The sequence below is a fragment of the Caballeronia sp. LP006 genome (assembly GCF_031450995.1).
Lineage (GTDB): Bacteria > Pseudomonadota > Gammaproteobacteria > Burkholderiales > Burkholderiaceae > Caballeronia.
Window position 1 is genome coordinate 1 of sequence record NZ_JARTVW010000003.1, and the last position, 25,179, is coordinate 25,179.

General features: G+C 61.0%; 23 protein-coding genes and 1 pseudogene. 4 read left to right on the top strand and 20 right to left on the bottom strand.

Going from position 1 to position 25,179, the window contains the following annotated elements; genetic code table 11:
- The 9 genes and pseudogenes from P9250_RS04745 to P9250_RS04785 all read right to left on the bottom strand — a co-directional run.
- Positions 1-159, bottom strand: a pseudogene (locus P9250_RS04745) (glycosyltransferase family 1 protein); the annotation flags it as partial.
- Positions 156-1,670, bottom strand: a complete 1,515-nt coding sequence (locus P9250_RS04750) for a glucose-6-phosphate isomerase (RefSeq protein WP_310391448.1) — start codon at positions 1,668-1,670, stop codon at positions 156-158. The pseudogene P9250_RS04745 and the gene P9250_RS04750, both read right to left, overlap by 4 nt.
- Before the next feature lie 4 nt (positions 1,671-1,674).
- Positions 1,675-2,802 carry a glycosyltransferase gene (locus tag P9250_RS04755; protein ID WP_310391449.1) on the bottom strand — a complete coding sequence of 376 codons (1,128 nt, stop codon included), beginning with the start codon at positions 2,800-2,802 and terminating at the stop codon, positions 1,675-1,677.
- Positions 2,799-3,770 carry a glycosyltransferase family 2 protein gene (locus P9250_RS04760; protein ID WP_250528112.1) on the bottom strand — a complete coding sequence of 324 codons (972 nt, stop codon included), beginning with the start codon at positions 3,768-3,770 and terminating at the stop codon, positions 2,799-2,801. Before P9250_RS04760 ends, P9250_RS04755 begins: the two co-directional genes overlap by 4 nt.
- A 29-nt stretch (positions 3,771-3,799) precedes the next feature.
- Positions 3,800-6,031 (bottom strand): polysaccharide biosynthesis tyrosine autokinase, encoded by a 2,232-nt coding sequence (locus tag P9250_RS04765; RefSeq protein WP_409014857.1) that lies wholly within the window; start codon positions 6,029-6,031, stop codon positions 3,800-3,802.
- Positions 6,032-6,063: 32 nt separating this feature from the next.
- On the bottom strand, positions 6,064-7,260 hold the full coding sequence (locus P9250_RS04770; protein WP_409014806.1) for a polysaccharide biosynthesis/export family protein: 1,197 nt from the start codon (positions 7,258-7,260) through the stop codon (positions 6,064-6,066).
- The gene (locus tag P9250_RS04775; protein ID WP_310391450.1) at positions 7,239-7,682 is read right to left on the bottom strand and encodes a low molecular weight protein-tyrosine-phosphatase; all 444 of its coding nucleotides are present in this window, start codon (positions 7,680-7,682) and stop codon (positions 7,239-7,241) included. Before P9250_RS04775 ends, P9250_RS04770 begins: the two co-directional genes overlap by 22 nt.
- Before the next feature lie 9 nt (positions 7,683-7,691).
- The gene (locus P9250_RS04780) at positions 7,692-9,089 is read right to left on the bottom strand and encodes a UDP-glucose/GDP-mannose dehydrogenase family protein (RefSeq protein WP_310391452.1); all 1,398 of its coding nucleotides are present in this window, start codon (positions 9,087-9,089) and stop codon (positions 7,692-7,694) included.
- Between the two features lie 56 nt (positions 9,090-9,145).
- Positions 9,146-10,537, bottom strand: coding sequence for an undecaprenyl-phosphate glucose phosphotransferase (locus P9250_RS04785; RefSeq protein WP_250510793.1), 1,392 nt, complete (start codon positions 10,535-10,537; stop codon positions 9,146-9,148).
- A 384-nt stretch (positions 10,538-10,921) separates the two neighbouring features.
- On the opposite strand from P9250_RS04785, the gene P9250_RS04790 reads away from it, so the two are divergent.
- The gene (locus P9250_RS04790; protein ID WP_244829974.1) at positions 10,922-12,427 is read left to right on the top strand and encodes a mannose-1-phosphate guanylyltransferase/mannose-6-phosphate isomerase; all 1,506 of its coding nucleotides are present in this window, start codon (positions 10,922-10,924) and stop codon (positions 12,425-12,427) included.
- Positions 12,428-12,483: 56 nt separating this feature from the next.
- On the opposite strand, the gene P9250_RS04795 is transcribed toward P9250_RS04790, so the two are convergent.
- Both P9250_RS04795 and P9250_RS04800 read right to left on the bottom strand, forming a co-directional pair.
- Positions 12,484-13,341, bottom strand: coding sequence for a transposase (locus tag P9250_RS04795; RefSeq protein WP_250494223.1), 858 nt, complete (start codon positions 13,339-13,341; stop codon positions 12,484-12,486).
- Positions 13,342-13,757: 416 nt separating this feature from the next.
- Complete coding sequence (locus P9250_RS04800) at positions 13,758-15,074, bottom strand: acyltransferase (RefSeq protein WP_310391454.1); 1,317 nt, start codon at positions 15,072-15,074, stop codon at positions 13,758-13,760.
- A gap of 62 nt (positions 15,075-15,136) precedes the next feature.
- Here P9250_RS04800 and P9250_RS04805 point away from each other — a divergent pair, with 62 nt between their 5' ends.
- Positions 15,137-16,276 carry an acyltransferase gene (locus P9250_RS04805; protein WP_310391456.1) on the top strand — a complete coding sequence of 380 codons (1,140 nt, stop codon included), beginning with the start codon at positions 15,137-15,139 and terminating at the stop codon, positions 16,274-16,276.
- Between the two features lie 79 nt (positions 16,277-16,355).
- On the opposite strand, the gene P9250_RS04810 is transcribed toward P9250_RS04805, so the two are convergent.
- A complete protein-coding gene (locus P9250_RS04810; protein ID WP_250494226.1) occupies positions 16,356-17,066 on the bottom strand; it encodes a DUF899 family protein in 711 nt (236 codons plus the stop codon).
- Between the two features lie 23 nt (positions 17,067-17,089).
- Complete coding sequence (locus P9250_RS04815) at positions 17,090-17,749, bottom strand: glutathione S-transferase family protein (RefSeq protein WP_310391458.1); 660 nt, start codon at positions 17,747-17,749, stop codon at positions 17,090-17,092.
- A gap of 201 nt (positions 17,750-17,950) precedes the next feature.
- On the opposite strand from P9250_RS04815, the gene P9250_RS04820 reads away from it, so the two are divergent.
- Positions 17,951-18,448, top strand: coding sequence for a response regulator transcription factor (locus P9250_RS04820; protein ID WP_250468672.1), 498 nt, complete (start codon positions 17,951-17,953; stop codon positions 18,446-18,448).
- Positions 18,449-18,475: 27 nt separating this feature from the next.
- Here P9250_RS04820 and P9250_RS04825 read toward each other — a convergent pair whose 3' ends face one another.
- On the bottom strand, positions 18,476-18,808 hold the full coding sequence (locus P9250_RS04825; protein ID WP_244829967.1) for a hypothetical protein: 333 nt from the start codon (positions 18,806-18,808) through the stop codon (positions 18,476-18,478).
- A 215-nt stretch (positions 18,809-19,023) separates the two neighbouring features.
- On the opposite strand from P9250_RS04825, the gene nudC reads away from it, so the two are divergent.
- Positions 19,024-19,950 carry an NAD(+) diphosphatase gene (nudC, locus tag P9250_RS04830; RefSeq protein WP_250510798.1) on the top strand — a complete coding sequence of 309 codons (927 nt, stop codon included), beginning with the start codon at positions 19,024-19,026 and terminating at the stop codon, positions 19,948-19,950.
- 3 nt (positions 19,951-19,953) lie between these two features.
- On the opposite strand, the gene P9250_RS04835 is transcribed toward nudC, so the two are convergent.
- The 6 genes from P9250_RS04835 to P9250_RS04860 all read right to left on the bottom strand — a co-directional run bounded on the left by P9250_RS04835 (position 19,954) and on the right by P9250_RS04860 (position 24,956).
- A complete protein-coding gene (locus P9250_RS04835; protein WP_250494228.1) occupies positions 19,954-20,688 on the bottom strand; it encodes a ribonuclease activity regulator RraA in 735 nt (244 codons plus the stop codon).
- Between the two features lie 4 nt (positions 20,689-20,692).
- Entirely contained in the window at positions 20,693-22,447 is a 1,755-nt protein-coding gene (gene araD, locus P9250_RS04840) for an L-arabinonate dehydratase (RefSeq protein ID WP_310391461.1), read from the bottom strand.
- Positions 22,448-22,567: 120 nt separating this feature from the next.
- A complete protein-coding gene (locus P9250_RS04845) occupies positions 22,568-23,233 on the bottom strand; it encodes a MarC family protein (protein ID WP_244829963.1) in 666 nt (221 codons plus the stop codon).
- A gap of 6 nt (positions 23,234-23,239) precedes the next feature.
- Positions 23,240-23,713, bottom strand: a complete 474-nt coding sequence (locus P9250_RS04850) for a hypothetical protein (protein WP_250494231.1) — start codon at positions 23,711-23,713, stop codon at positions 23,240-23,242.
- 54 nt (positions 23,714-23,767) lie between these two features.
- On the bottom strand, positions 23,768-24,109 hold the full coding sequence (locus P9250_RS04855) for a hypothetical protein (RefSeq protein ID WP_250468685.1): 342 nt from the start codon (positions 24,107-24,109) through the stop codon (positions 23,768-23,770).
- A 76-nt stretch (positions 24,110-24,185) separates the two neighbouring features.
- The gene (locus P9250_RS04860; protein ID WP_250468695.1) at positions 24,186-24,956 is read right to left on the bottom strand and encodes a flagellar brake protein; all 771 of its coding nucleotides are present in this window, start codon (positions 24,954-24,956) and stop codon (positions 24,186-24,188) included.
- Positions 24,957-25,179 lie beyond the last annotated feature (223 nt).

The following is a 25,179-nucleotide window of genomic DNA, read 5'->3' on the forward strand; positions in this document are numbered from 1 at the left end:
CCAGCGCAATCGCGGGTTTTGCAGCAGTTCGGGCGCAACATGCGACGCAATCAGCGTCACGTCATGCCCTTCCGCGAGCGCCGCGCGTGCAATCTCGTAGTTGACGCGCCCCTGGCCGTCGTTATGACGCGCGACGTGCGTGACGATCGCGATCTTCATCGGCTTGACCTCGTGATGGAAGGAGAAAACGTGGCGCGCCGGCGCGTGAGCTTGGCATGATGGCGCGCGGCGATGATCGAAAAGAGGCTCATGAACAGCAACGATCCGCCCGTGCTGACGAAGGTGTTCGCGAACACGAGAATGCCGACCATCGAAAATGAAAGACTCAGGCACGCTTGCGCGAACTTGTCGTCGCGCAGGGAAAATGAAGCGCGTAACGCACGCACGAGCAAGAGGCCCACGCCCGCGACATACATCAATCCTCCGGGCCATCCGAGCACGAACGGCACGTTCATGAGGCCGCTATCGAAGCTGCCGTATTTGCCAAGATCACCGTTTGCGCTCGCGAGTTTCGTCGAGGTTCCGGTAGCGCCAAAACCTTCGCCGGTGACATCGGTGAAAGCGGTCACCATGAAGTTCGCATAGAACTCGTTGCGTGCCGCGTAGCTGCTGTCGTCGCTCAGGTTGGTCATGGTCTGCAGACGCGTGCCCAGACGGTCGGCAATCGGCCCGACGGTCATCAAAGGGATCGAGATTCCGACGAGCACGATGGCGCCAAGCAGTATCCGCAAGCGCACGCGGTTGCTTGCCTTGATGAGCTGCAACACCATCGAGATGATCCATCCGCCCCACGCCGAGCGCACGAGCGAAAGACCGAACGATACGAAGCCGAGACCGCCCGCGATCCATTTGATGCGCTGCGTGCCCGCCATCACGAAGGTCAGCGCGGCCATGACCACGAGCGCAAACGGCCCTGACGAGTTCATCGTGCTGAATACGCGCACGCCGAGCGGCACCGGCTCGCCTTGCGAGTTCATCTGCGAGCCGATCATCCACATGGCGTCCCACGGCGGCATGACGAAGAATTGCACGATGCCGTATGCGCCCATGATGAAGAGGCCCCACACGAACGTGTCGAGCATGACCTTGCGATACTTCGGATACTCGTGCGCATTCACGAGAATGTGAAAGCCGATCAGCACCGGATAAAGCCAGTTGGCGAGGTCGTAAGTGGCGGCCATCGGCCCGCTCGCAGCCACCCCGATGAGATACGCATACGCGATACCGAGCAGCATCAGCAGCACCGGCAGGCCGCGCCGTTGCGCAAGCACGCGATATTGCCGCAAGAGCGTGATGCCGCAGATCATCGTGACGACGAGTGGCGCAATCTGAATGAGACTCGTCGGCGTGAAGCCGCCCTTGCCCCAGTCCGCGAGACGCCGCACTTCGGGGCTCAGAAACCAGACCCACCACATGAAGCCCACATAACGCGCAGGACTCTTGAAGTAGAGCCATAGCGCTGCAAGCGTGGCCATCAACGGGAAGGCGAGCGTGAGCACGGTGCCTTGCTTGGCGAGCACGAGCAGCGTCGTCAAGCCCCAGACGATGGCTTGCGCGGTCCACTCCGGTGCGCCCTTGCGCGTGTGCGTCGAGTCCTCGCTGACCTTGCCGATGCGACCGGCGAGATCGCGTGGGGCGCGTGGGGAATGAGGAAGCGTGGGTGCGGTCATCGCATCAACTCGTGCGGTGCGTCGGTTGTGAACGCGTATGCATGTTGCGTCCGAACGAAGGACGCAGCGCCTCACGCGTAATCCTCACGTGCTGCAGCGCGAATTCCCGCGTGGTGTAGTCCTGCTCGATGAAATGCCGCAGCGCCGCTTGTGCGCGATGAAGCGCAAGCGCCGGGTTCGAGCGCATTTCATCGAGCGCGCGGCGCATGGCGGCGGAATCGTGCGCGGGCACATAGGCGACATGTCCTGCGCCGAAGTAGTCGCGCAGGCCACCGACATCGGTGACGATCACGGGCTTGCCAAGCGCGATGGCTTCGAGCAGCACCGTCAGCCCCGAGGCATGCGTATTCGCGCGCAATGGCACGACGATCACGTCGGCCCAATCGTAGACCTCGCGGGCGGCCTTGAGACCGATTGCAGGCGCCACATGAACATTCGATGCGCGCAAGGCCGCCGGCACCCGGCGACGCGTTGCAATTCGCACTTCATAACGCGCGTCGTTGCGAAACGCGGCGGCAAGCGTCGGCCAGTCGCGGTCACGGTCATTGCCAATTGCGCCGATGCGCACCGGCGCGTGCGGCGTCCATTCGCGCGGCGCTTGCACCGTGAAGTCCTGCATGTTCAAACCATAGAAGACTTGGGTCGCTTCACGGTCGAAGTATTCGCGCACCAGCGCTGCATTCACGCTGGAATGCGTGGTGAGAATATCGGCCCGGTCGATCAGCTTGCGATACACCCAGCGACGTAACGCGCCATAACCCGCCCACTTGTCGAGCAACCAGATCGACTGCGCGAGCAAGAGCGGCGAGCCTGGCGATTCCTTGCGCCGGCCTTTGAGAAGCAGCAACAGCGCGACCGAAAGATGCTCGTGCTCCGTATGCGTCCATACGACATCCGAGGACAAGATGTCATCGCGGTTGCGCCACGTATGAATGAAGTCGAACCCTACGATCGCCTTCAGCGCGCGCCGCAAGATGCGCATCGGCTTACCTTCGGCGGCATCGCGTGAATAGGAAAGCACGAACTCCGGCGATTCGGCATGGTGATAGCCGTAGAGGCAGCCGATCTTGTCGCCGGAACGGTAGTGCCGTGGGTCCGCGCCATGAAAGAGATGCACGTGCACGTGAGTCATAGCGTCCTCGCGGCATGAATGGATTGCGTGGCGTCATCGCGCGAATGTCGTGCATCGCGGCGCGCTTCATATGCGCCTCGTCGGACCGCGCGCCAGCGTTGCCATGCGCGCGGCAATCCGAAACGCGCGGCAGCAAGCGCGTGCAGCGCACCCGGATACACGCGCGTACCGATCAACGCATACCAAAGCCACGCGACCTCGCGATCGAACGATGCCAGTTGTTCGCTCAGGATCAGGTGGAAGTTGTAGGCCGCGTCCTTTAATGCGTTGAGCGTTTGCGCGTCGCGGCGATCATCGTCGAAACGTTCTGCCGGGAAGTGATCCACCGCGATCAGCGGGTCGTACATCACATGCCATCCCGCGCGCTCCACGCTCATGCTGAAGGCCATGTCGTTATGCACTTGCGCGCCCGCGCCGCGCAAACGTGTATCGAAGCGCAGCATCGCCACGGCCACGCGCCGATAGCTCATGTTCGCACCCTTCAGCATGCGAACACGGCGCGCCGCGCCCACGCCGAGATGATGATTGCCGACAATGCGCCCCGTGCGCCGGATCACGCCCACCTCCTCGCGCGACGTATCCAGCACGCGGCCTTTCTCGTGGACCCAGTCGCGTCCGCCGATTGCGCCGAGCCGCGTATCGCGCGCGAATGCCGTGACGATGCGCGCGGTCCAGTCGGGGCGCGGCGCCGCATCGTCGTCCGTGATGGCGATGATGTCGCCCTGCGCGGCCTCCAGCCCGCGATTGAGTGCGGCGACCTGGCCACCCGCGCCGGTATCGATCACGCGCAACGTAAAGCCGTTCGCGCTTTTCATCTCGATGGCGAGACGTCGCGCGGTCGCATCGTCTTCCGGACGCGCAATGACCAGCACTTCATCGGGCAAATGCGTCTGCGCGCGCAATGCGGCAAGACAGCGCTTAAGGTCCGCCGGGCGCCGATAAGTCGGCACCACCACGGAAACTTTCAGAGTCATGGCTCGTTCCTCTCGAATCGACTTCATGCGCTCAAATATTCTTCCGTGCTCGCGTAATGCGAGCGCCCGTAGCCGCGTGCCCGCAATGGCGTGCCATTGAGAATCGCGCCCTGCACCGCGATGCCCGCCGTGCGCAAACGGCGCGTGGCTTCGCTGATCTCCGCTTCGTTATGTGCGCCGGAGCGCAGCACGAGGAAGTTGGCGCCCGCGAGCTTGCCGACGATCAGCGCATCCGTGACTGCGAGCACCGGCGGCGTATCGACGATGATTGCGTCGTACGCGCGGCTCAGGCCATCGAGATACTGCTGAAGACGCGGCGACATCAATAGCTCCGAAGGATTCTCCGGACGCTTGCCCGCGGCAAGAAACCCAAGCGATGGAATGCGCGTCGTGCGTATCGCTTCTTCGAGCCCGATGTTCCCCGCAAGCAACTCGGCAAGACCCGGCACGCGTTCGCCGTCGAAGGAACGTTCGAGCTTGCCGCGTCGCATGTCGGCGTCGATCAGCAAGACTTTCTTGCCGGTCGCCGCGAGCAGCACGGCAAGATTCACCGCCAGAAAGCTCTTGCCGACGCCTGCTGCTGGCCCCGTGAACATGACGACGCGATTGCGCGATTCCATCAACGCGAATTGAATCGACGTGCGCAGGCTGCGCATGATCTCGACGGTGACATCGTTCGGACGCATGGTCGCGAGGATCGGCGTCTCGCGCAGACGATCGCCACGGTTCTGATAGCGGCGCGCGTCGGTATCGAACTTGATCTGTTCCGCGCTTTGCGGCACGAGGCCGAAGATAGGCAATGCAGCGACACGTTCGAGTCTTTCCGGATCGTCGATGCCCTTGAAGATCGCGCGCCGCGCAAACACGAAACCCGTGCCGAGGATCAAGCCGAGAATCACGGCCGCCGACATGATGAGTACTTTCTTCGGCTTGATGGGATCGCCCGGACGCAGCGCGGCATCCACGATATGCACGTTGCCGCCCGTTCCCGCGCGCTGCACGGACAATTCCTGCACGCGATTGAGCAGCAGCACGTAGATGTCTTCGGCCACTTTTGCATCGCGCTGCAAGGCGACCGCCTTCACTTCGGATTGCGGCAGATCGCGAAAACGCGATGCATAACGTTCGCGTTGCACTTCGAGTTGCGAGAGCTGATCGCGCGCGGTCTGCAATGCGGGATGCGCGTTACCGTAACGCTGCTCGAGCGACGAAATCTGCAAACGTAGCGCGGAAATCTGCGCTTCATAGTTGATGCTGCCTTCGAGATAGACCTTGGCTTCGTCGCTTGCGTTGATGACGCCCGCTTGCCTTTGATACTCGGTCAAAGCCGCTTCCGCGCGCTGAAGATCGGACTTCAGACGCGGCTCTTCGCTGCGCAGGAATTCGAGCATCTTGCTGGCGTCGGCCTGCTTGCTCTCGATATGCTGACGCAGATAAGACTGCGCCAGCGCATTGGCGATTTCCGCCGCCTTGTCCGGATTCTGATTTTCGAGCGATATTTGAATCACGCCGGTCTGCTTGCCTTGCTCCGTCACCGTGATACCCGATTGAAACGCGCCGATGGCGCTCAGGTCGTTCGCGCGCATTACCTTGAACTGCGTGCCGGGGCGCGCCACGAGCTTCGTCACCAGCAGCGTCACGCCATTGCCGCTTGCGCTTGCGCCGGCCCTGCCTTGCAAGAGCGCATGACCGTCCGGATCGACGAGCGAAAAACGTTCATCGCCGAGTGCGGTGAGGATCAGGTCCTTGCCTTCGTAGCGCGGTTCGACATCGACGGAATCGACGTCGATCACCTCGCCGCCCCACGCGTATTTCGTCATGCCGAACCAAGGTTTCGCGGGCTGGCCGGGCGTCGCGAACCGCGCCGCGATGCTGCCGAAAAACGGCATCGTCATGGGCGATACCGCGAAGTTCAGCTTGCATTGATCGACCACCGGCGCGACCACGCCACGGCTCTTGATGATCTCTATTTCCGCATCCGTCGGCAGCGCGCTCGATCCGCTGTTGATGGCCTGACCCGTCTGCGTCTGCGTCAGCGCTTGCGACGTGTTGTCGTTGGTCTCGACGCGCACGTGCGCGTCGGCGGAGTAGATGGGCCGCGCGAGATAGCAGTACACGGCCGCCGCCGCGATGACGAAAGCAGCGACGCCGATCAGCCACCAGATATCGTCGATCACGGCCTGGATCAGATTGCCGAGGACCACGTCCTCTTCATCCGGCTTTTGCAAATAAGGATGAGCTTGCATATCCACGATTCGGCTCCCGCCACGGGTAATGGTTGAAACGCTCAGCGCGTCAGTTGCTTCAGGTAGAAGATCGTCTGCAGCGTCGGCAGCACCTGATTGATCAGGCGATTGAACTGCACCGCGCCGGCCGTTCCGACATAGACCACGTCTTGCGGACGAAGCTGAAACTGCGTCGACAGCAAGAGCGAATCCGGTTGCGACATGTCCAGGCGATAGATGTCCGGCTGCGAAGGATTCGCACGCACGCCGCGCACGACATAAATCTGGCGCACGTTGGCGTCGGTATCGAGCACGCCGCCCGCTTGCGTGAGCGCATCCGCAATCGATGCACGGCCGCGCACCATGTTCACCGGCATCGGCGTCTTCACTTCACCCATCACGAAGATGCGGCTGTCGTAGCGGTCCGGGATGTTGAGGATGTCGCCCGATTGCAGCATGACGTTCTGCGAGACATCGCCGCGATCGAGCATGCCGTTTGCATCGAGTACATAGAGCTTGCCGCCGCGCGTGAGGCGCACGCGCTGCAGGTCGGCTTCTGTCGTCGTGCCGCCAGAACGCGTGATGGCATCGACGAGCGTGAGCGGTACATCGCTCACGGCGAGCGGACCCGGCGTCTTCACTTCGCCCGTCACCGCGATCTTTTGACTGCGATAGGCCAGCACGCGCACATCGAGCTGCGGGTTCTTGATATACGGCGAGAGCTTGGCCGCGAGTTCGTCGCGAATCTCGCCGACGGTCTTGCCCGCCACACGCGTCTTGCCGATGAACGGAAAGAAGATGTAGCCGTCCGCGGAGACCGTCTGACCGTATGGATCGGCCTGTCCCGGCAAAGCCTGCGTATAAGGCTGCGCCAGCGCGCCCGCGACGGTTTGCGTGGTGTTGCCGCCCATCGACAGGGTGCTGCCTTGCGGCGTCGTCAGTTCGGGGTGATCCCAGAGCGTTACGCCTAGAATGTCCTGCGGCGCCACGCGATAAACGTATTGCGATTCGTCGGCGAAGCGCGCGGGCGGCAAGGGTTGCGCGACTTCTGGCGCGGTCATTTCCTCTGCGACGACTTGCGCCGTGATCAGACGCACGGGATAGGTCGCGGTCGGCGTGGGGTCGTTGTCCTGCAGACGCGATGTGTTCAGGAAGTTTCCCGGTGTGGCGGCACATCCGGCAATCAAGGCCGACAAAAGGGTCGTCAGCAAAATCGAGTACTTAGACAAGCGCGAAATCAGCATATTTTGTTTAGCCATCCAAGGACCAGACGTTCGATGAGTCCGAAACTCTCCCGATAAGCGGCTTCATGGCCGCCATACGGGTCTGTCACCTCCGAGTCTTCCCACTTGCCTAAGAGATGCACCTTGCCGCGGGTCGTGGGCGCGAGTCGTGAAATCGCATCGATCTGTTTGCGCTCGGGCACGAGGATCAATTCGGCTTCGCGCGCCATTTGACGATTGAAGCGGCGCGAGCGATGCCCCGACGAATCCAGCCCCAGTTCGGCGAGCAGACGCTGCATGGTCGGGTCGATGTCGTCGCCTTCATGCGCATAGAGACCCGCCGAACGAAACTCGATCGGACGGCCACCGCGCCGCGCGAGATGCGCACGAAAGAGCGCTTCGGCGGCGGGGCTTCTGCAGATGTTGGCGTGACAGACGATCAATACGCTTCCGAACATGCGCGCGCTCTAGGCCACGCTCGCCGTCACGTCACGTTCGACGTGGCGCACGCCGCGCCCGATCGCGTGATACTCGATACCCATTTCCTGGAGGGTTTCCGGCTCGTAAAGATTGCGGCCATCGAAGATCACGGGTGTCTTGAGACGCCGCTTGATCGCGTCGAAATCGGGGCTCTTGAAGACTTTCCATTCGGTGACGATCACGAGTGCATCCGCGCCGTCGAGCGCTTGCTTGTGATTGTTCGCATACGTGAGACGTCCGAGCGCATCGGGCTTGTCGTGCAGGTCGATGGCAAAGACGCGGCGCGCCTCATCCACGGCGACGGGATCGTAAGCCACGATGGATGCGCCGCGTTCGAGCAACGCAGCGGCCAGCACGCGGCTCGGCGCATCGCGCATGTCGTCGGTATTGGGCTTGAACGCAAGGCCCCAAAGCGCGATGGTGCGTCCCGTGAGATCGTCGCCGAAACGTTCGACGATCTTGCGCGTGAGCGTATCTTTCTGCGCCTCGTTGACGTTCGAGACCGCCTTGAGAATGCTCATCTCATGGCCGAATTCCGTCGCGGTCTGGATCAGCGAACGCACGTCCTTCGGAAAGCACGAACCGCCATAGCCGCAGCCCGCGTACAGAAAGTCATAACCGATACGCGGGTCCGAACCGATGCCGCGCCGCACCGCTTCGATATCGGCGCCCACACGGTCCGCGAAATTCGCGAGCTCGTTCATGAAAGAGATGCGCGTGGCGAGCATTGCGTTGGCCGCATACTTCGTGAATTCCGCCGACTGCACGTCCATGTAGAGCGTGCGTTCGTGATTGCGGTTGAATGGCGCATAGAGGCGCTTCATGCGATCGCGGGCGCGCTCGCCGGGCACGTCGTCGTCGCAACCAATCACGATGCGGTCGGGCCGCGTGAAGTCTTCTATCGCCGCGCCTTCCTTGAGGAACTCGGGGTTCGAGACCACCGAGAACATGTGATTGACGCCGCGTCCGGCCAACTCGGTTTCTATCGCAGCCTTCACGCGTCGAGCGGTGCCAACCGGAACGGTGGATTTATCGACCACGACCTTGAAGCCGTTCATATAGCGGCCGATATCGCGCGCGGCGCCGAGCACGTATTGCAAATCGGCGGAGCCGTCTTCGTCGGATGGCGTACCCACCGCGATAAACAGCATCTCGCCATGTTCGACCGCCTGCTGCACATTCGACGAAAACGAGAGCCGCCCCGCTTCGCGATTGCGATCGATCACTTCCTTGAGTCCCGGCTCGTGGATCGGAATTCCGCCGCTGTTGAGAATGGCGATCTTGCGTCGATCGACGTCGAGACACAGTACTTCATTGCCGATGTCCGCGAGGCATGCGCCGGTTACGAGCCCCACGTAGCCGCTGCCGATGATCGTCAGTTTCATGGTCCTGCTCCAAGTAGTGAAAATATCGTTGCATCGCTAACTACTTTGTCTGCCGATCAATACGCGTTTGCGCCTGCAAAGCCCTTCCACAGCGTTAGCGCGACGATCTTCATGTCGAGTCCGAAGGTCCAGTGCTGCATGTAGTAGAGATCCAGCTTCACGCGTCCCGACATCTTTTCGATGCGATCCGTCTCGCCGCGATAGCCGTTCACTTGCGCCCATCCCGTGATACCCGGCTTGATGCGGTAGCGATGCATGTAGCCTTTGACGAGGTCCTTGTAGATATCGTCGTGTTCGAGCGCGTGCGGCCGCGGCCCGACCACCGACATCTCGCCGCGAAGCACGTTGATGAACTGCGGAAGCTCATCCAGACTCGTGCGCCGCAGGAACGCCCCGACCTTCGTCACGCGCTTGTCGCCGCGACGCGCTTGCGTTATTTGCCCGCTGGCTTCGGTGTGTACCTTCATCGAACGAAACTTGTAGATCTCGAACTCGTATCCGTCGATCCCCTTGCGCTTTTGCTTGAAAAACACCGGTCCAGGCGACGAGAGCTTCACCATCAACGCGATCACCGCGAGCAACGGCGCCATGCCAAGTAGCACCAGAGCGGCGAAGACGCGATCGAAGACGAGCTTGGGAAGCACTTTCACATCCGTGATCGGCGATGCCGCCAGGTTGATCGCGGGCACGCCGAGCAAATCCACCACCGCGTTGCTGAAGAACGAGAGGCTGCGGACATCCGGAATGAAGCGCACGTTCACGAAGTCGTCGCGAAACTCGTTCACGAGGCGGTGAATGGTCTGCTCTTCGGAAATCGGCAAGGCAAGCCATAGTTCGCGAATCGCACGGCCGCGCACACGCTTGGTCAATTCCGCGAGATCGCGTTCGATAGGCACGCCCTTGAAGGCATCGCCTTGCAAGGGTGAATCGTTTGCGTCGAGTTGCAAGTCGAAGACGAGCACGGGGCTAAAGCCCGCTTCGGGACGATTGCGCATCTGGCCAATCAGGAACTTCGCATAAGGCGCCGAGCCGACGATAGCCACCGTCTTCTGATTGAAGCCTTCGCGGCGGATAAACCTGAGCGCCGTATAAATCACGGTCTTGGTGACGATCAACAAACCGATGGTCGACGCAGCCCAGTAAATCAGCCACAAGCGCGACAGCGACTCCGCGCGATGAATGCTGAAGGTGAGCAGCACGCCCGCGCTTTCGACCAGAATCCAAGCCGCGATCAAGCGCAGCAGCAGGTCATAGAACGGCTTGCCGCGCCATGATTGATAGATGCCGAGAGACGGAAACGTCATCACCATCAGCACGCATGAAAACGCGAGCATGGTGCCTTCCACGTCGTCGACCCATACGAAAGCGCCCGCATAGAGCGACGCGCCGAGCGCTGCGCCCAGCACCGCCATGGCAATGTCGACGACTCTCGATAGCACGCTCAGCATCGCTTTACCCCTGGAAGAAAGATCGCCCGCATATTCGTCTTGTCGCGGATGGAGTCGCCAGCAAATTGCTTGAGTGCTCTTGTCCATCCGCTGTTCAGGCATATGGAATCGGAATAATTAAGGCGCCGCAACCGCGAAAATATGTCTGCGTGTTCAGCCTGATTTTTTTAGAATTATTTGCTCAAGACCCCCTTGCTGGACGGGGCTTTGCAGGCATCGGCTCGCTTAGCGAAAAATATTCGGGCACTCGAACGCATGACAGTCGCGGTTGCTTTCAATGAATAAATGCAGCGCCGCGTCATGATTTTTTTGTTTTAACGTCTCTTTTGCTGCGTGCTAAAAATTGCCTTACCGAATTAGGCGATCAACGCCAGGAGGCTTTTTATGAACGCTTCAGATACCGTGCTCGCCACGGTCGCCGCAGACACGCGCCTAGCCATTCAACCCGTGATCCTTGCAGGTGGTTCGGGCACTCGTCTTTGGCCAATGTCGCGCGAACATTTTCCCAAGCAGCTCATCGGTCTCATTGGCGAGCAGTCGTTGCTGCAGGCCACTGCCAATCGGCTCGATGGTCTTGGCTCGGTGTCCGCGGAGAAGACGTTGCGCGTGGCGGATGCCATCATCGTGTGCAATGAGGAGCATCGCTTCACGACGGCTGAACAACTGCGCGGCCAAGGCCGGCGCGCGCGGCTCGTGCTCGAACCCGTGCCGCGCAACACGGCGCCCGCGCTGACTGCAGCGGCCATTCATGCGTTACGCGCGGGCGAAGATGCGGTGCTCGTCGTCATGCCCGCCGATCATGTGGTTGCAAATCAGGACGAGTTTCATCGAGCGATTGCGACCGGCGCGCAATGCGCGGAGCAAGGGGCGATCGTCACCTTGAGTGTCGTGCCTTCGCATGCGGAAACGGGCTACGGCTACATCAAGAGCGGTGAAGCTCTGCCGTGCGGCGCGTGGAAGCTGGAGCGCTTCGTCGAAAAGCCGCATCTCGAACTCGCGCGTCAGTATCTGGAATCGGGCGAATATGGCTGGAATGCCGGCATTTTTATCGTGCGCGCATCGACTTGGGTTGCAGCTATCGAACACTATCAGCCGGCTATTCATGCAGCGTGCGTCGCGGCATTCGATAAAGGCAGCGACGATGGCGAGTTCTTCCGGCTGGATCGCGATTCGTTCGCGGCGTCGCCGTCGGATTCGATCGACTATGCGGTGATGGAGCAACTTGCGGGTGAACGCGCCACGGAGGCCTTCACGGGTGCTGTCGTGCCGCTCGACGCAGGCTGGTCCGATGTCGGCTCATGGGATGCGATCTGGAACATATTGCCTAAGGACGATTCCTCGAATGTCGCGCGCGGACGCGTGATGTTCCAGGGCGCTTCATCGACTTATGCGCATTCCGAAGGGCGGCTTATTGCGTGCGTGGGTACGCAAAATCTCGTGGTGGTCGAAACGGCCGATGCAATCCTCGTTGCCGATAAATCTTGCGCGCAAGACGTTAAGGCAATCGTCGGGCGCATCAAGTCCGAGCGCGGCACGGAGGCTGCGGATCATCGCAAGGTGCACCGGCCGTGGGGACATTACGATTCGGTCGATCAGGGCGACCGCTTCCAGGTCAAGCGCATTGTCGTCAAACCGGGCGCGCGCCTTTCATTGCAGATGCATCATCATCGCGCCGAGCATTGGGTCGTGGTGCGGGGAACGGCGCTCGTCACACGGGGAACGGAAACGTTTATTCTGGCCGAGAACGAGTCGACGTATATCCCTATCGGCATTCAACACAGGCTGGAAAATCCGGGGAAGATGCCGCTTGAAATCATCGAGGTGCAGTCGGGGACTTATCTCGGCGAAGACGACATAGTGCGATTCGAAGATACTTACGGCAGAAATTAAGCTCTAAGCAAGAGTGCGCGGGCCAGCCTTAAGAAGCTGGTCCGCGCGTCGTATTTTTAGTCGCGCATCTCGAGCGTCATGCGCTCGACCGGTCGCTCTTCAGGCTGCATGACTTGAGCGGACTCCATGTCCACTTCATCGGGTGTATCGCCGCGCGTGGCTTCGGCCGCGATCCAGCGCCGCGCCCATTCGAGCGCATACGTGCGCGCTTCATCCGACGAAGCGAAGCGCGGCCCGATCAGACCGGAACGCTCGATACGCCGCCCGTCTTTCACGATTTCCGCCCACCCGCGAAACATGTTGCCGGACACCGGCCGCGCGATGGGATAGATGTTGTAGCCGCGCGCATCGACGACAGGCGGACACGCGGGTTCGAAGGGCAACGGCGCCTCGTACGGCCGCGCGGGACGCGATGCGCGCATGCGCCTGACCGTCAGCACGGACGCATTGGCTTGCGCCACGTCGCGCGCTTCCGGCAGACGCCGTGGCGTGCTCGCGAGACTGTTGAACGGCAAGGCGCCCGGCGTTTGCCACGACTCCGGGTTCTGCCAAAACACACCGCGCAGACGGTCACATTCGTACGCCACGGGCGCAGGACGCGGCGCCGCTTCGGTGACCGGCTGACGCGGTACATAGGCGAAAGAACGGCCCGCGTTCGCCAGTACCTTGACGATCTCGATGAGAATGCCGTTCAGTTGCCATTCGACGAAACGGCGCCGGCAGGTTGGAACCGTTGGGTAATGGCTTGGCAATCTGGACCAGGTTTCGCCTGTGGTGAGAATCCACAACACGGCATTGACTACTGTGCGTGGATGAGCTTTGGGACGCCCGCGCCTATGCTCGCGGACTTCGCTCTCTCCTATGATTTGGGAGACCAATACCCACTCTTCATTGCTGAGTTCGCTAAAAAACATTGCTTTGCTCCATGCAGTCGACTGCGCTGCGGATATCGGTCTGCGTACTGGTCAAGCACTGACGACGAAGCACAAACCCCGGCTTTGTCAGCACGCGAACGAAGGATCTCGAGGTACTCGCAAACGTTTGCTCGAACAACAAAATGGTGCATTCGTCCGATAAGGTTTTCGCTCTTGGTGCAGCAATTTAACCAAACCGGCGCACGACGCGTAGTCCAGCTCGTGTATGAAGAATATGTGCAGGAAGCATACCATTACTATGGTTTGTCCGAATATGACAACACAAGACTTTTTGAGCGAAACTTAGCAGTTTTTTCACTAAGACCTAAAGCATGGGCTAGCGCGGCAGGACGGCATTCTTTAGCGCAAAAAATAATCTTTGTGAAGCGCTAAAAAAACCTTGGTGCTCAAGTGCTTCAGCGTGCTTCCCCGCCGCTTAATTCGGCATTGGCCGGACCTTGCACTGACACCCGCATAAAGCGCCGATTCTTGAGCCGTAAAATCGGTGCTTCGATAAAACGCCACGAAAGCCGCGCCAGAATCCACGTCAGCGCAAACGACGCAAGTACGCAAAGAAAACGCGCCCACCATGGAACACCCGACGCGCCAAACAACGCCTTGACGCTCACGCTCTTGTAGAAGTCGGGAATGAAGCCGTGGTAAAGATAAAATCCATAGCTAATCTTTCCTAGCGCCGCCAATGGCGCCCACTCAAGCACACGCAAGAGCGGACCGCTTGCGCTACATGCTATCGCGCAAACGAGCATTGCGATACATGCGCCATAGAGAACATACAGCGCGGTGTATGAATAGGGATTGGCCAAGCGCTCCCACTCGGGTTCCTGAAAACACAAGAGCGCGATCACCGTAGAGATAATGACGACCGCGTAAAGCGGCGCGCGCAAGCGACTGCGCTTGACGAACGCGGCTCCTATACCCCCAAGCGCAAGCAACCAAAAATTGGTTAGCGGATGCGTGTAGATTGCAATCGGTGAGTCGTGCAGCGCCTTCATGGTAAAGAGCGAGCCCACCCCAAGCGCAAGCACCAGCCAGCATATGCGCCCGTGCCAATCTGCCCGAAGGCCAAGCAACAGTGGCGCGAAGACGATATAAAACTGCTCCTCGATCGAGAGGCTCCATAAGTGCGAATAACGGCCCGGCCACGCATGCAGCACATCCGCAATCCAGAAGTTCGACAAATAGACGAAGTGATACGGCATGCCGCCCGCCAACTCGGGGCCGGCGAAACCCATGGTCATCAGCACCGCGAGCGTGGCGAGCAGCAGATAGTAGATCGGGAAAATGCGCAACGTCCGCCGATACAGAAAGCGTTTCAACTCCGCGCCGAACGTACTCGTGCCTGCATCGATATACCGTCGCTGTGTCGTCAATATGTCGGTGATCAAAAATCCGCTTAGCGCAAAAAATATCCATACGCCCAGATGGCCCAAGCCGGTTCCTTCGGCCATTGCCTTGTGATGAAGAAACACCAGGAACACGGCGATGCCGCGCAGGCCGTCGAAGCCGCGAATTTTCTCGTTCATCTTTGCACGATCTTGTCTGGTAGATAGGTGGCAGCTTAAGAATAGAAGGGATAAAAATAAAAAAATCCCTTTGTACTTTTCTTGTGTGCTTGAGCCTTGGGCTGAAGTCGCTAAAGCTGCCGCTACCGTGCACCGGAAATATTTCCTAACAAGCCGAGCTATTTCTTCCCAATTTTTTAGATCGACCATCGAGCTCGAGCGCGTGCGACTAAACGACTAGCCGCCGATCATGACTTCCTTAAGGAATATCGATGAAGAAGCATGTGCAAGAGCTGACAGGCTTGCGCTGTATTGCGGTGATGATGGTCGTCATCGGACACGCGCAGCATATGAGCGATGGCGGTTTCAAAGGCATCTATGCGCCGCTGCGCCTGATATCGGATGGCAGGCTCGGCGTGCTGATGTTCTTCGTGCTGAGCGGGTTTTTGATTACAGGCATTCTGCAAGCCGAGTGGCAAGCAACCGGCACCATTCGCCTCATGCCGTTTTACGCAAAGCGCGCGCTGCGCATTTGGCCCGCGTTCTATATCTATCTCATGATCGTGTCGATGCTGGCGGCTGCCGGTCTCGTCGATGTCGATCATCGGCAAGTTGCTTTGGCTGCATTGCATCTCTGGAACTATGCCGGCGTCGCGGGCCTTGCGAACGTGAACGCGGCTCACGTCGAAGGCGCTTGGTATCTCGGGCACTTCTGGACGCTCGCGCTCGAAGAGCAGTTTTACTGGTTTTGGCCGCCGCTTCTCTTTTACATCCTGAAGCGCGGCGATCAACGTGTACTCGTCGGATTGATCGTCTTCGTGCCACTCGCGAGAATAGCCACTTATTTTGCGGCGCCGAGCCTTCGCGGGCAACTCAGCATGATGCTGCATACCGGTATCGATCCAATTCTCATCGGCTGCTATGTCGCGATGAATAAGGACCGTCTCGCGCAAAAGGTCGCGTCGCTGCCGTTAGGCTCGATCATTCCCAGCGTGCTGATCGCGCTTCTGATGTTCGTCGTGCCTCCCGTGCAGGACAAACTCGGCGGCTTATGGCGCGCCACCTATGGCACGACGCTCGAAGCCGCGATGGTCGGCTTCGTCATCATCGTGTTGGTATCGCAAAAGGGCTTTTGGTTCTCGCGCTTGCTGCGTACCGCGCCGTTCGTTTATGTCGGCACGATCTCGTTCAGCCTTTACTTATGGCAGCAGCTATTCATGCATCCGCATTCGCCGGTTGCATTCGGCTTTCCGGGCTGCGTAATCGGTGCGCTCGTCGCCGCGAGTTTGAGCTACTTTCTGGTCGAAGTGCCGTTCCTGCGCATCAAGGAACGCTTCGCGGCGCGGGTGGGCAGAAGCCGGCAGGCCGGCATGACGCATGGCGATGCGCTCGGCACGCAGGGGCCGAAGTAGTTTGCATGCGCCAGTGGCCGTGTGCGGCGTGTCGCTGACGCGTAATTGCAGGTGCTTGCAATTGCGATCGTTAAGCACCTTACTCACTCTTCGCCCCATACTCCAGCTTCGGATACCAGTCCGTTCCGCGCCCTTCCGGCGTCATGTCGAGCACGGTCCAGAGCGGCATTGGATCGGGCGCGCCGCGCGGGTCCTCGCCGGGATCGGCCGTGGCGAAATCCATCTCGCCGCTCCAGAAATGGCGAATCACGCCGTCGCGCCGCGTGAAGACATTGATTGCCGGTTCGTCGCCGCCGTCTTTCGAAACGCCGTGATAATCGCGGCTGAAATTGCCATTCGTATCCGAGAACAAGGCGAGATCGCGCCAGCCGCGCTCTTGCTTGAACGCGACCAGCCGTTCGAGCGGCGAGCGCGCGATGACCGCCAGCGCCACGCGCTGTCCAATGTCCGCCGCCTCCCCTTCCCACGCCGATAGCAGCGACGTACACATCGGGCACGGCCGCTTGCGCTCCGGCCCGAACATGTAGCTATACGTGACGAGCGTGTTCTTGTCGCCGAAGAGCCCGTCGATATCGACCGCGCCGCGCTCGCCATCGAAGTGATAATCGCCCTTGACGATACCGCCAGGCGGCAGCGCGCGCCGCATCTCCGCAACCCGCTCGATATGTCGCCTCAATTCGATTTCCTCGGCAAGCAACGCAATACGCGCCTGCCGATACTCCGCGCTTTCGTTCGGAAAAGTCATGGTGGCGCGTTGGGCCAGTTCTGCTGCGGGAACGAGCGTATTCATGTTTCGTCTCCTATCATGAAGGCTTAATCGCGATCCGGCGCGCCCGGCGGAAAGAACGCGCGATACGGCCGCGCTTCATCCACCGCACGCGCGAACGAAGGCCGCGCGAGCAAACGCTTTCGATACGCGATGACGTTCGCGTACCGCTCATCGATGCGATGCGTCCAGTCCGCGTAAAACAGAAACGGCGCCGCGCCGCAATCGGCGAGAGTGAAGGCATCGCCCGCCGCCCATTCGCGTTTGCCCATCAGGCGGTCGAGCCAGGCGTAGGACGTGTCGAGCATCGCGCGGGCATCCGCGACACCGTGCGGGTCGTGCTCGCCATCCGCGCGCATGCAATCGAACACGATCTTCTGCTGCGGCGTGGACACGTAGTTGTCAAAGAAGCGGTCGAGAAAGCGCACTTCCAGTGCGGCGCGCGGATCTTCCGGAATCAAGCGCACCGGGCCGGGATGATACAACCCGAGATACTCGATGATCACGCTTGCCTCGATCACGGAACGGCCGTTGTCGACGAGCACGGGAAAGCGCTTTATCGGCCACAACTCCGTCAGTTCCCGCATCGCCTCGGGCGTTTGCGGCGAAAGCGCGCGCCATTCGAACGGCGTCGCGTTCTCGTACAGCGCGGTCAGCACCTTCTGACAATACGAGGAAAACGGATGCGCGTACAGAATCAGACTCATCGACAAACCTCCTGTAATGAGCCGAAAGAAGCAAAAAACCGTCGCGACTTTGGCCCTTATCTGCACGACGCGCGGCCACGTTGAAAATCGACAGCGGATCATGCGGAATTAAAAAAATTTTGTTGTGCGATGCAGCGCTGACGTGCCGTCCTTTGTTAAGGTGCGAGACCCGAAGCACCAGCGAAACCCGCGAAACTCTGCATGACGCCCATCTATAAGATAAATATCGTGATAGCGGACGACCAGCCCGTCGTGCTGCTGGGCCTGCAAAGTTGGTTCGAGGCGCGCGGGCGTTATCGGGTGGCGGCAACGGCGCGCAACGCCGCGCAGTTGTTCACGAAGCTCGAAAGGACGGGCGGCGATCTCATCGTGATGGATTGTGCGTTCGAAGGCGCGCCAGGCGGCGAGTTTCCGCTGCTGCGCATGGTGCGCGAGCGTTTCCCCGATGTACCCGTGGTTGCTTTTACGCAGGAAACCGAGCCGAGTACGCTCTTCGCGATGCAAGAGGCGGGCGCGGCGGGTATCGTCAGCAAGTGCGACGAGTTGCGCGAAATGGAGCGCGTTTGTCAGCGCGCGTTGTCAGGGGCAACGGGCATTGTTTCCCGCCGTATCGCGGCGTACTGCAACACCGCGCGCAGCTTCGATATCAATCCGTCGTATCGCGACGTGCGCGTGTCCGTCAAAACAGTCGCAAGTTGAACGCGGGGCGCGTGCCCCGCGCCATTGCTAGACCTTCTGTTTGTCCAGTTCCACCAGCGCGCGCCTGGGGTATCCGACTTCCTTGCCGTCATCGAAACCCTTCTCGTACGCGCGCTGATCGAGCGCCCTGAAAAGCGGTTCGAGCTCGTCGACCTGTGTGCGGATCAACTGCATCAAAGGCTTGATGAGCGCGGCGGACACGACGCCCGCGTCCTCTCCTGGCCGCTTCGCGCCGCATACCACTTGGACCATCGCGCGCAACGTCTGCGCGCGCTGCACGCAGTAATCGGCAAGCGGCATGCCGTGCGTGATGACGGGCTGCCCTTTCTCGTCGATCGACACGGATATGTTTGGCTCCATGAGTCTTCCCCTTTTAGTTGAGTTGGAGCTGAACTCTAGGAGTCTGGGCTTGGCGGCCGCCACGGGATAAATCCTAAAACCGCGCGATAACTGTAAGCCTGCCGTCAAGCAATTGCCCATCAGCAAGAACCCGCCAACTTCGCTACGATGTCCGACTGAACGAATATCCCCAGTCCGCGCGGATGACACGCATCCCGCTCATCGATAAAAACACCATGCCCACGCCGCCCCACGCCATCGGTTTCACGCTTGCTCCGCTCGACCGCGTCTCCGAAAAGCGCGACGACGACAGCTTCGTCGCCGGTCTGCGCGATCAGACGTCCACGCGCTTTCTGCTCTTCGTGAACGATGTGCCGCTCTTCAAGCGCGCGCACGGTCACGATCCTTTGTTCGATGCAGACGAAGCCGCGAAATTCGGCGCGCCGCTGCAAACTGTGCTGCTCGGTCGCGAAGCCGATGGCCGCGCGCTCTTCGCGCACGCGCTCGAAGGCAGCGCCGAGAGTATTGCGAATGCGCTCGACGCGTCGCCCGTCGAAGCGGTGGAGTTGCGGCCCATCGCAATGCAAGGTCTTGTCGAACCGTCGCTCGTCAGTGCGCTCGGCGAAGCGCGTTCGATGCTCGACTGGCATCGGCGGCACCGCTTTTGCGCGAACTGCGGCCACGCCACGGATGCCGCCGGCGCGGGCTGGCGACGCCTTTGTCCGAACTGCCACGCACAGCATTTTCCGCGCGTCGATCCGGTCGTCATCATGCTCGTCACCGATGGCGAGCGCTGCCTGCTCGGGCGGCAAAAGCAGTTCGCGCCCGGCATGTACTCGGCGCTCGCGGGCTTCGTCGAGCCGGGCGAGACGTTCGAGCATGCGGTGTACCGGGAAGTGCTGGAGGAAGCGGGCATCCGCTCGGCCGACGTGCGCTACTACGCTTCGCAACCGTGGCCGTTTCCATCGTCGCTGATGATCGGCTGCTTCGCACGCGCGGTCGAAACCGACATCACGATCGACTACAACGAGCTCGAAGATGCGCGCTGGTTCTCACGCGAGGAAGTAGCGTCGATGCTCGATGGCTCCCACGCGCAAGGCTTGTCCGCGCCGAAGCCGTTTGCCATCGCGCATCATTTGCTGAAGGCGTTCGCGGAAGAATAAAAATCAGCCGCGTGTCTTGCGCCATTGCGCGTAGGCGGCGAGCGTTTCTTCGTTCGGCGGATACGTGCCGCGCAAGATCGCGCCGTCCGCCACGCGCTTCGCGATGAACTCTTCCAGCAACTCCTGCTCGGCCGCGTCCCTTGCGACCTCGGACGCCATGTGACGCGGCACGATGACGACGCCATCCACGTCGCCGACGACGATATCGCCCGGATACACCGCCACGCCGCCGCATGCAATCGGCACGTTCATATCGACCGCGTGATGCTTCGCGAGATTGAGCGGCGCGCTCGCGCCCGCGCAGAACAACGGCAAGCCGATATCGCCTATCGTGCCGCTGTCGCGCACGCAACCGTCCGAGACCATGCCCGCGACGCCGCGCACCTTGAGACGCGTGGTCAATATCGATCCCGTCGACGCCACCGTGCGATCGCCGCGGCAATCCTGCACGAGCACGCTGCCAGGCGGCGCCGTTTCGACGGCCTTGCGCTGCGGATGATCGGGGTCCTGAAACACGCCGACGTGATCGATATCCTCACGCGCCGGAATATTGCGCAACGTGAACGCGGGGCCAACGAGGTTCGGCGCGCCATTAGCGGGCTTGACGAGCGGCGCGACGCCTTGCAGAAACACGTTGCGCAAGCCGCGCTTGAAAAGCTGCGTGGTGAGCGTCGCGGTGCTGACGTGGCGCAGTTGCTCGATGGTTTCGTCGGCGACGTCGATGTCTTGAATGGTCATGGTGTCAGTGAATTTCCGGATCGTCGTGCGATTTCATTTCAGCAGAGTCATCGGCCAAGGGTTCTTCGAGAAAGTCGAAGTCGCAACCCTTGTTCGCCTGGGTGACGTGCAGTTGATGCATCACGCCAAAGCCGCGCTCGAACGGGCGTTTCGGCTTGATCCACGCCGCCTTGCGCGCGGCGAGTTCCGCGTCGCTTACGTCGAGATGAAGCTTGCGCGCGTGCACGTCGAGTTCGATGACATCGCCAGCCTCGACCAGCGCAAGCGGTCCGCCGACGAACGATTCCGGCGCCACGTGCAGCACGCACGCGCCGTAGCTCGTGCCGCTCATGCGCGCATCCGAGATGCGCACCATGTCGCGCACGCCTTGCTTGAGGAGCTTTTGCGGAATCGGCAACTGGCCCCACTCCGGCATGCCGGGCGCGCCGACCGGTCCTGCGTGCTGCAGCACGATCACGGAATCGGCGGTGATGTCGAGTGCTTCATCGTCGATGCGCGCGGCCATGTCGGCGTAATCCCTGAACACGACCGCCGGGCCGCGATGCCGCAACAGATGCGCTTCCATCGCAGCCGGCTTGATGACGGCGCCATCGGGCGCGAGGTTGCCGGTTAGCACGGCGAGGCCATCGTTTGGCACGAGCGGGTTGCTTCGCCGGCGAATGACGTCATCGTCGAAAATTTCGGCACCCTGAATATTTTCGCCGAGGGTCGCGGCAGTGACAGTTAGTTGCGAGCCATCGATTAGATCGCCGAGTTCCGCGAGCAGCGCGCGCAGGCCGCCTGCATAGAAGAAGTCCTCCATCAGATATTTGCCGGCCGGACGCAGATTCGCGATGACGGGCGTGATGCGCGACAACTCATCGAAACGCGCGGTCGTGAGCGGCACGCCCGCGCGGCGCGCGACGGCCACGAGATGCACGATGGCGTTGGTCGAGCCGGACATCGCGAGCACGGTGGTGATGGCGTTATCGAACGACTTCGGCGTGAGGATGTCGAGCGGCTTGAGATCGGTCCACACCATTTCGACGATGCGTTGCCCCGTCAGCGATGCGAACTGCGCGTGCCGCGAATCCACGGCGGGGATCGAAGCGAAGCCCGGCAGCGTGAGGCCGAGCGCTTCGGCGGCGCTCGTCATGGTCGAGGCGGTGCCCATCGTCATGCAATGGCCCGGCGAGCGCGCAATGCCGCTCTCCACGCCCTTCCACTCGTCTTCCGTGATCTTGCCCGCGCGCAGTTCGGCCCAGTACTTCCACGTGTCCGACCCGCTGCCGAGCGTGCGGCCGTTCCAGTTGCCGCGCAGCATCGGGCCGGCGGGCAGGAAGATGGAAGGCAGATTCATGCTGATCGCGCCCATTAGCAGGCCAGGCGTGGTCTTGTCGCAGCCGCCCATGAGCACGCAGCCATCGAACGGATATGACCGCAGCAGTTCCTCGACTTCCATCGCGAGAAAATTGCGGTAGAGCATGGTCGTCGGCTTCTGGAACGGCTCGGCGAGCGTCATCACCGGCATTTCGACGGGAAAGCCGCCCGCCTGCCAGACGCCGCGCTTCACTTCCTCGACGCGCTGCTTGAAGTGCGTGTGGCACGAATTGATCTCGCTCCATGTATTCACAATGGCGATGACCGGCTTGCCCATGTAATCGGACGAGTGATAGCCCATCTGCGCCGTGCGCGAACGGTGACCGAAGGAGCGCAGGTCGTTCACGCCGTACCAGCGGTGGCTGCGCAACTGTTCGGGCGTCTTGCGGGATGAGGTCAAACCGTGTCTCCTTAAGCGGCCGGATCGTCGTCCGGTCTTTCAGTGCGATGGTATCGCTACCATAGAATCGAACCGCATCCTAGCGCTCGCATCGAAGACGCGTCGCCTAGGGTTTACGATTCATTTGATACTGAGCCGCACCGACGCAATGAGATCGGAGAGCCCGAGCCAGAGAATCTGCACGCCGATGCAGAAGATGACGAACGCGAAAAGCCGCATGGCGACCTGCGTGCCGACCGTGCCGAGCAGCCTTTCCAGATGCCCGGCAAAGCGCACGCACAAGTAGATGCTCGCGCAGACGAGCACGAGACCGACGATCACGCCGATCAGATGCACCGGCTGCAACCCTTCACGCGGCGACCCGGTTCCGAGCGCGATGGCGACAGCGATGGCACCCGGTCCGACGGTGATCGGCAAGGTCAGCGGATAGAACGCCTTGGCGCGCAGCGAAGCACCGCTACGCGGCGTGGGCGCGGGTTCGGTCGTTGTGTCGTCGTCGGGCGCCTGGAGCAATCCCCACCCCGCCATGGCCACGACGATACCGCCCGCCACGCGCAGCACCGGAATGGAGATGCCGAAGAAGTTGAGCACATAAGCACCGACCAGCAGCGACACGACCAGGATGGCGAAGCTATTGATGCAGATGCGCCGCGCGAGTTCGCTGCGTTCGGCATCGGCCAGATGCGGCAGCATGCTCAGCACGACGAGTGCGACCGCGGGCGGATTGATGATCGGAAACAGGCCCGCGACGATCACGAGCACGGTCTTCGCGAACTCCGTGAACATGTCCGCTCACTCCAGATTGAACGCCGTGATCCGAACGTCCGAGTCCTTGCAGGCATCGTCACGGCACACGCCGCTGAACCAGATTTCGCCGTCGCCGATCATCGCGCCTTGATCGCGCACGAAGAGCTTGGCGTATTGCTGATGCGCGACGGTATCGACGAGTTCTGGCGTGAAGATACCCGCGTAGGCCGCCACAAACTCGCGCTTGTTACGCAGCAAGGCGTTGTCGCCATTGCTGTTGCGATGCACCGCGATCGGATAGTGGATCATGCCCGCGACCGCGTTCTTGTCGCCGGCCGCGACGGCCTGCTTGAGCTTGTCGAAGAACGCGCGATATGTCTCGTGGGCGCCGAAGAGCGTGTCGATGCGGGCATCGACATCCTGATCGGTCTGCGCGTTGGCCGCCGGTGGCAGCGCGCCGCACAACGCGGCGGCGGCGCAGCAAGCGCTCAGGAAACGGAACATCGATCGAAGCGGCATGCAAAGGCACTCCGTGTCAAAAGAAACCGCGAAGCATCGCGCCAGGCGTCGCACTCAGGCGAGCGGCGCGCCGAGAATCAACAGCCATTCGGTCAGAAACGAGCCCAGCCCCACGCCGATCAGCACGCGCGCGAGGATCGTCCAGAAGCGGTTATCGACATTGCCGGAACAACGCCACGCCACCGCGCACCACGCCAGATAGAGTACCGAACCCGCCACGAATAACGCGAGCGTGCCGGGCCAGAACCAGATGGTGAGCAACAGGAACGTTTCGGGAGCGAGGCCGCTCGACAGAAGGTAGAGATAGAGCGCCCACCATGCGAGATGCAAGGGCAGACCCAGTAGCCACCAGACTTTCCAGAAGCGTTCTTCTCCGCGCCAGGCTCTGGGCAACATAGTCAACATGCGTCGTCTAAACTGCTGGAATGAGGCCCGAATTCTACTCCACGCGCCTCGTTTCCTATGTCCGCGCTCACGCCGACAGGCTGCGCCGCTTCGCCTCGATGCGCGTGATGAGTCGCTGCAACACGCTTTCCGCCGAGCCCGAAAGCCGCGTGAAGCGAAAGCCGACGACATAGCGCACGTCGCCACGCGGCGTCGTGATACTGCGCGGCGAGACGAGCGCGAGATCCACCGAAAGCGAGCCGCCCGCACCGAGGTTCAAAAGGACATCGGTGAAGAGCGTGCCGATCTCCGTTTCCGCGAGGCGCGGCGTATCCATGCGCAGCGCGACGCCGCCAAGCGAAATGTCGTGCACTTCGCAGTGGAACGGGTCACCGTCCGGATAAGTGCCCTTGGCGAAGAAGGGATCGAGAATGGGCGCCGGCACGCGGAAGTACTCGCGGCGCTGCACGTGATAGACGGCTTCCGGGAACGATACTTCGAACGCTTGTCGTCCCTCGAAGCTCACCGCTTGCGCCGGGCCCGTCGTGAACTCGACGCGTACGCCTTCCGGCGCGCCCTTGAAGTACAACTGCGGCGCTGCGAGCAACGCGCGATTGTCCGACTCCACGCCGCCCCAGTCGAACACGATGCGCCCTTCGCGCGGGTCCACTTCCAGTAGTTGTGTGACGATCTGGCCGTGCGCGCTCGCCACTGTCAGCATGTCGCGCCGCTGCAGGAGCGAACGCAGACAAATGCCCATTTCGGAAGGCGTACGGCGGGCAAAGCGCGCGTAGTCTTCCGCGAGTTGTTCGATGTCGGTAATGGGCGGGGCAGTCTGCGACTGCGTTTCAGCGAGCATGGCGGTCGGGTCGATTGAGGTTTCCAGCAGGAGCGACGAACAATGCGAGCTACGTCTCGAATATGCGCAGTTTGCACGAAAAGCAAACGCTTCATAACGCGGGTTACGACTAGGTTTTCGTGTTATTTCAGCGTTTTGCCCGGCAGGAAAGGGTTCGAGGCTTTCAGAATGCCTGCGCCGACGCGCCAGCGTTGCAACATGCGTGCAACAGGATTCAAGACGA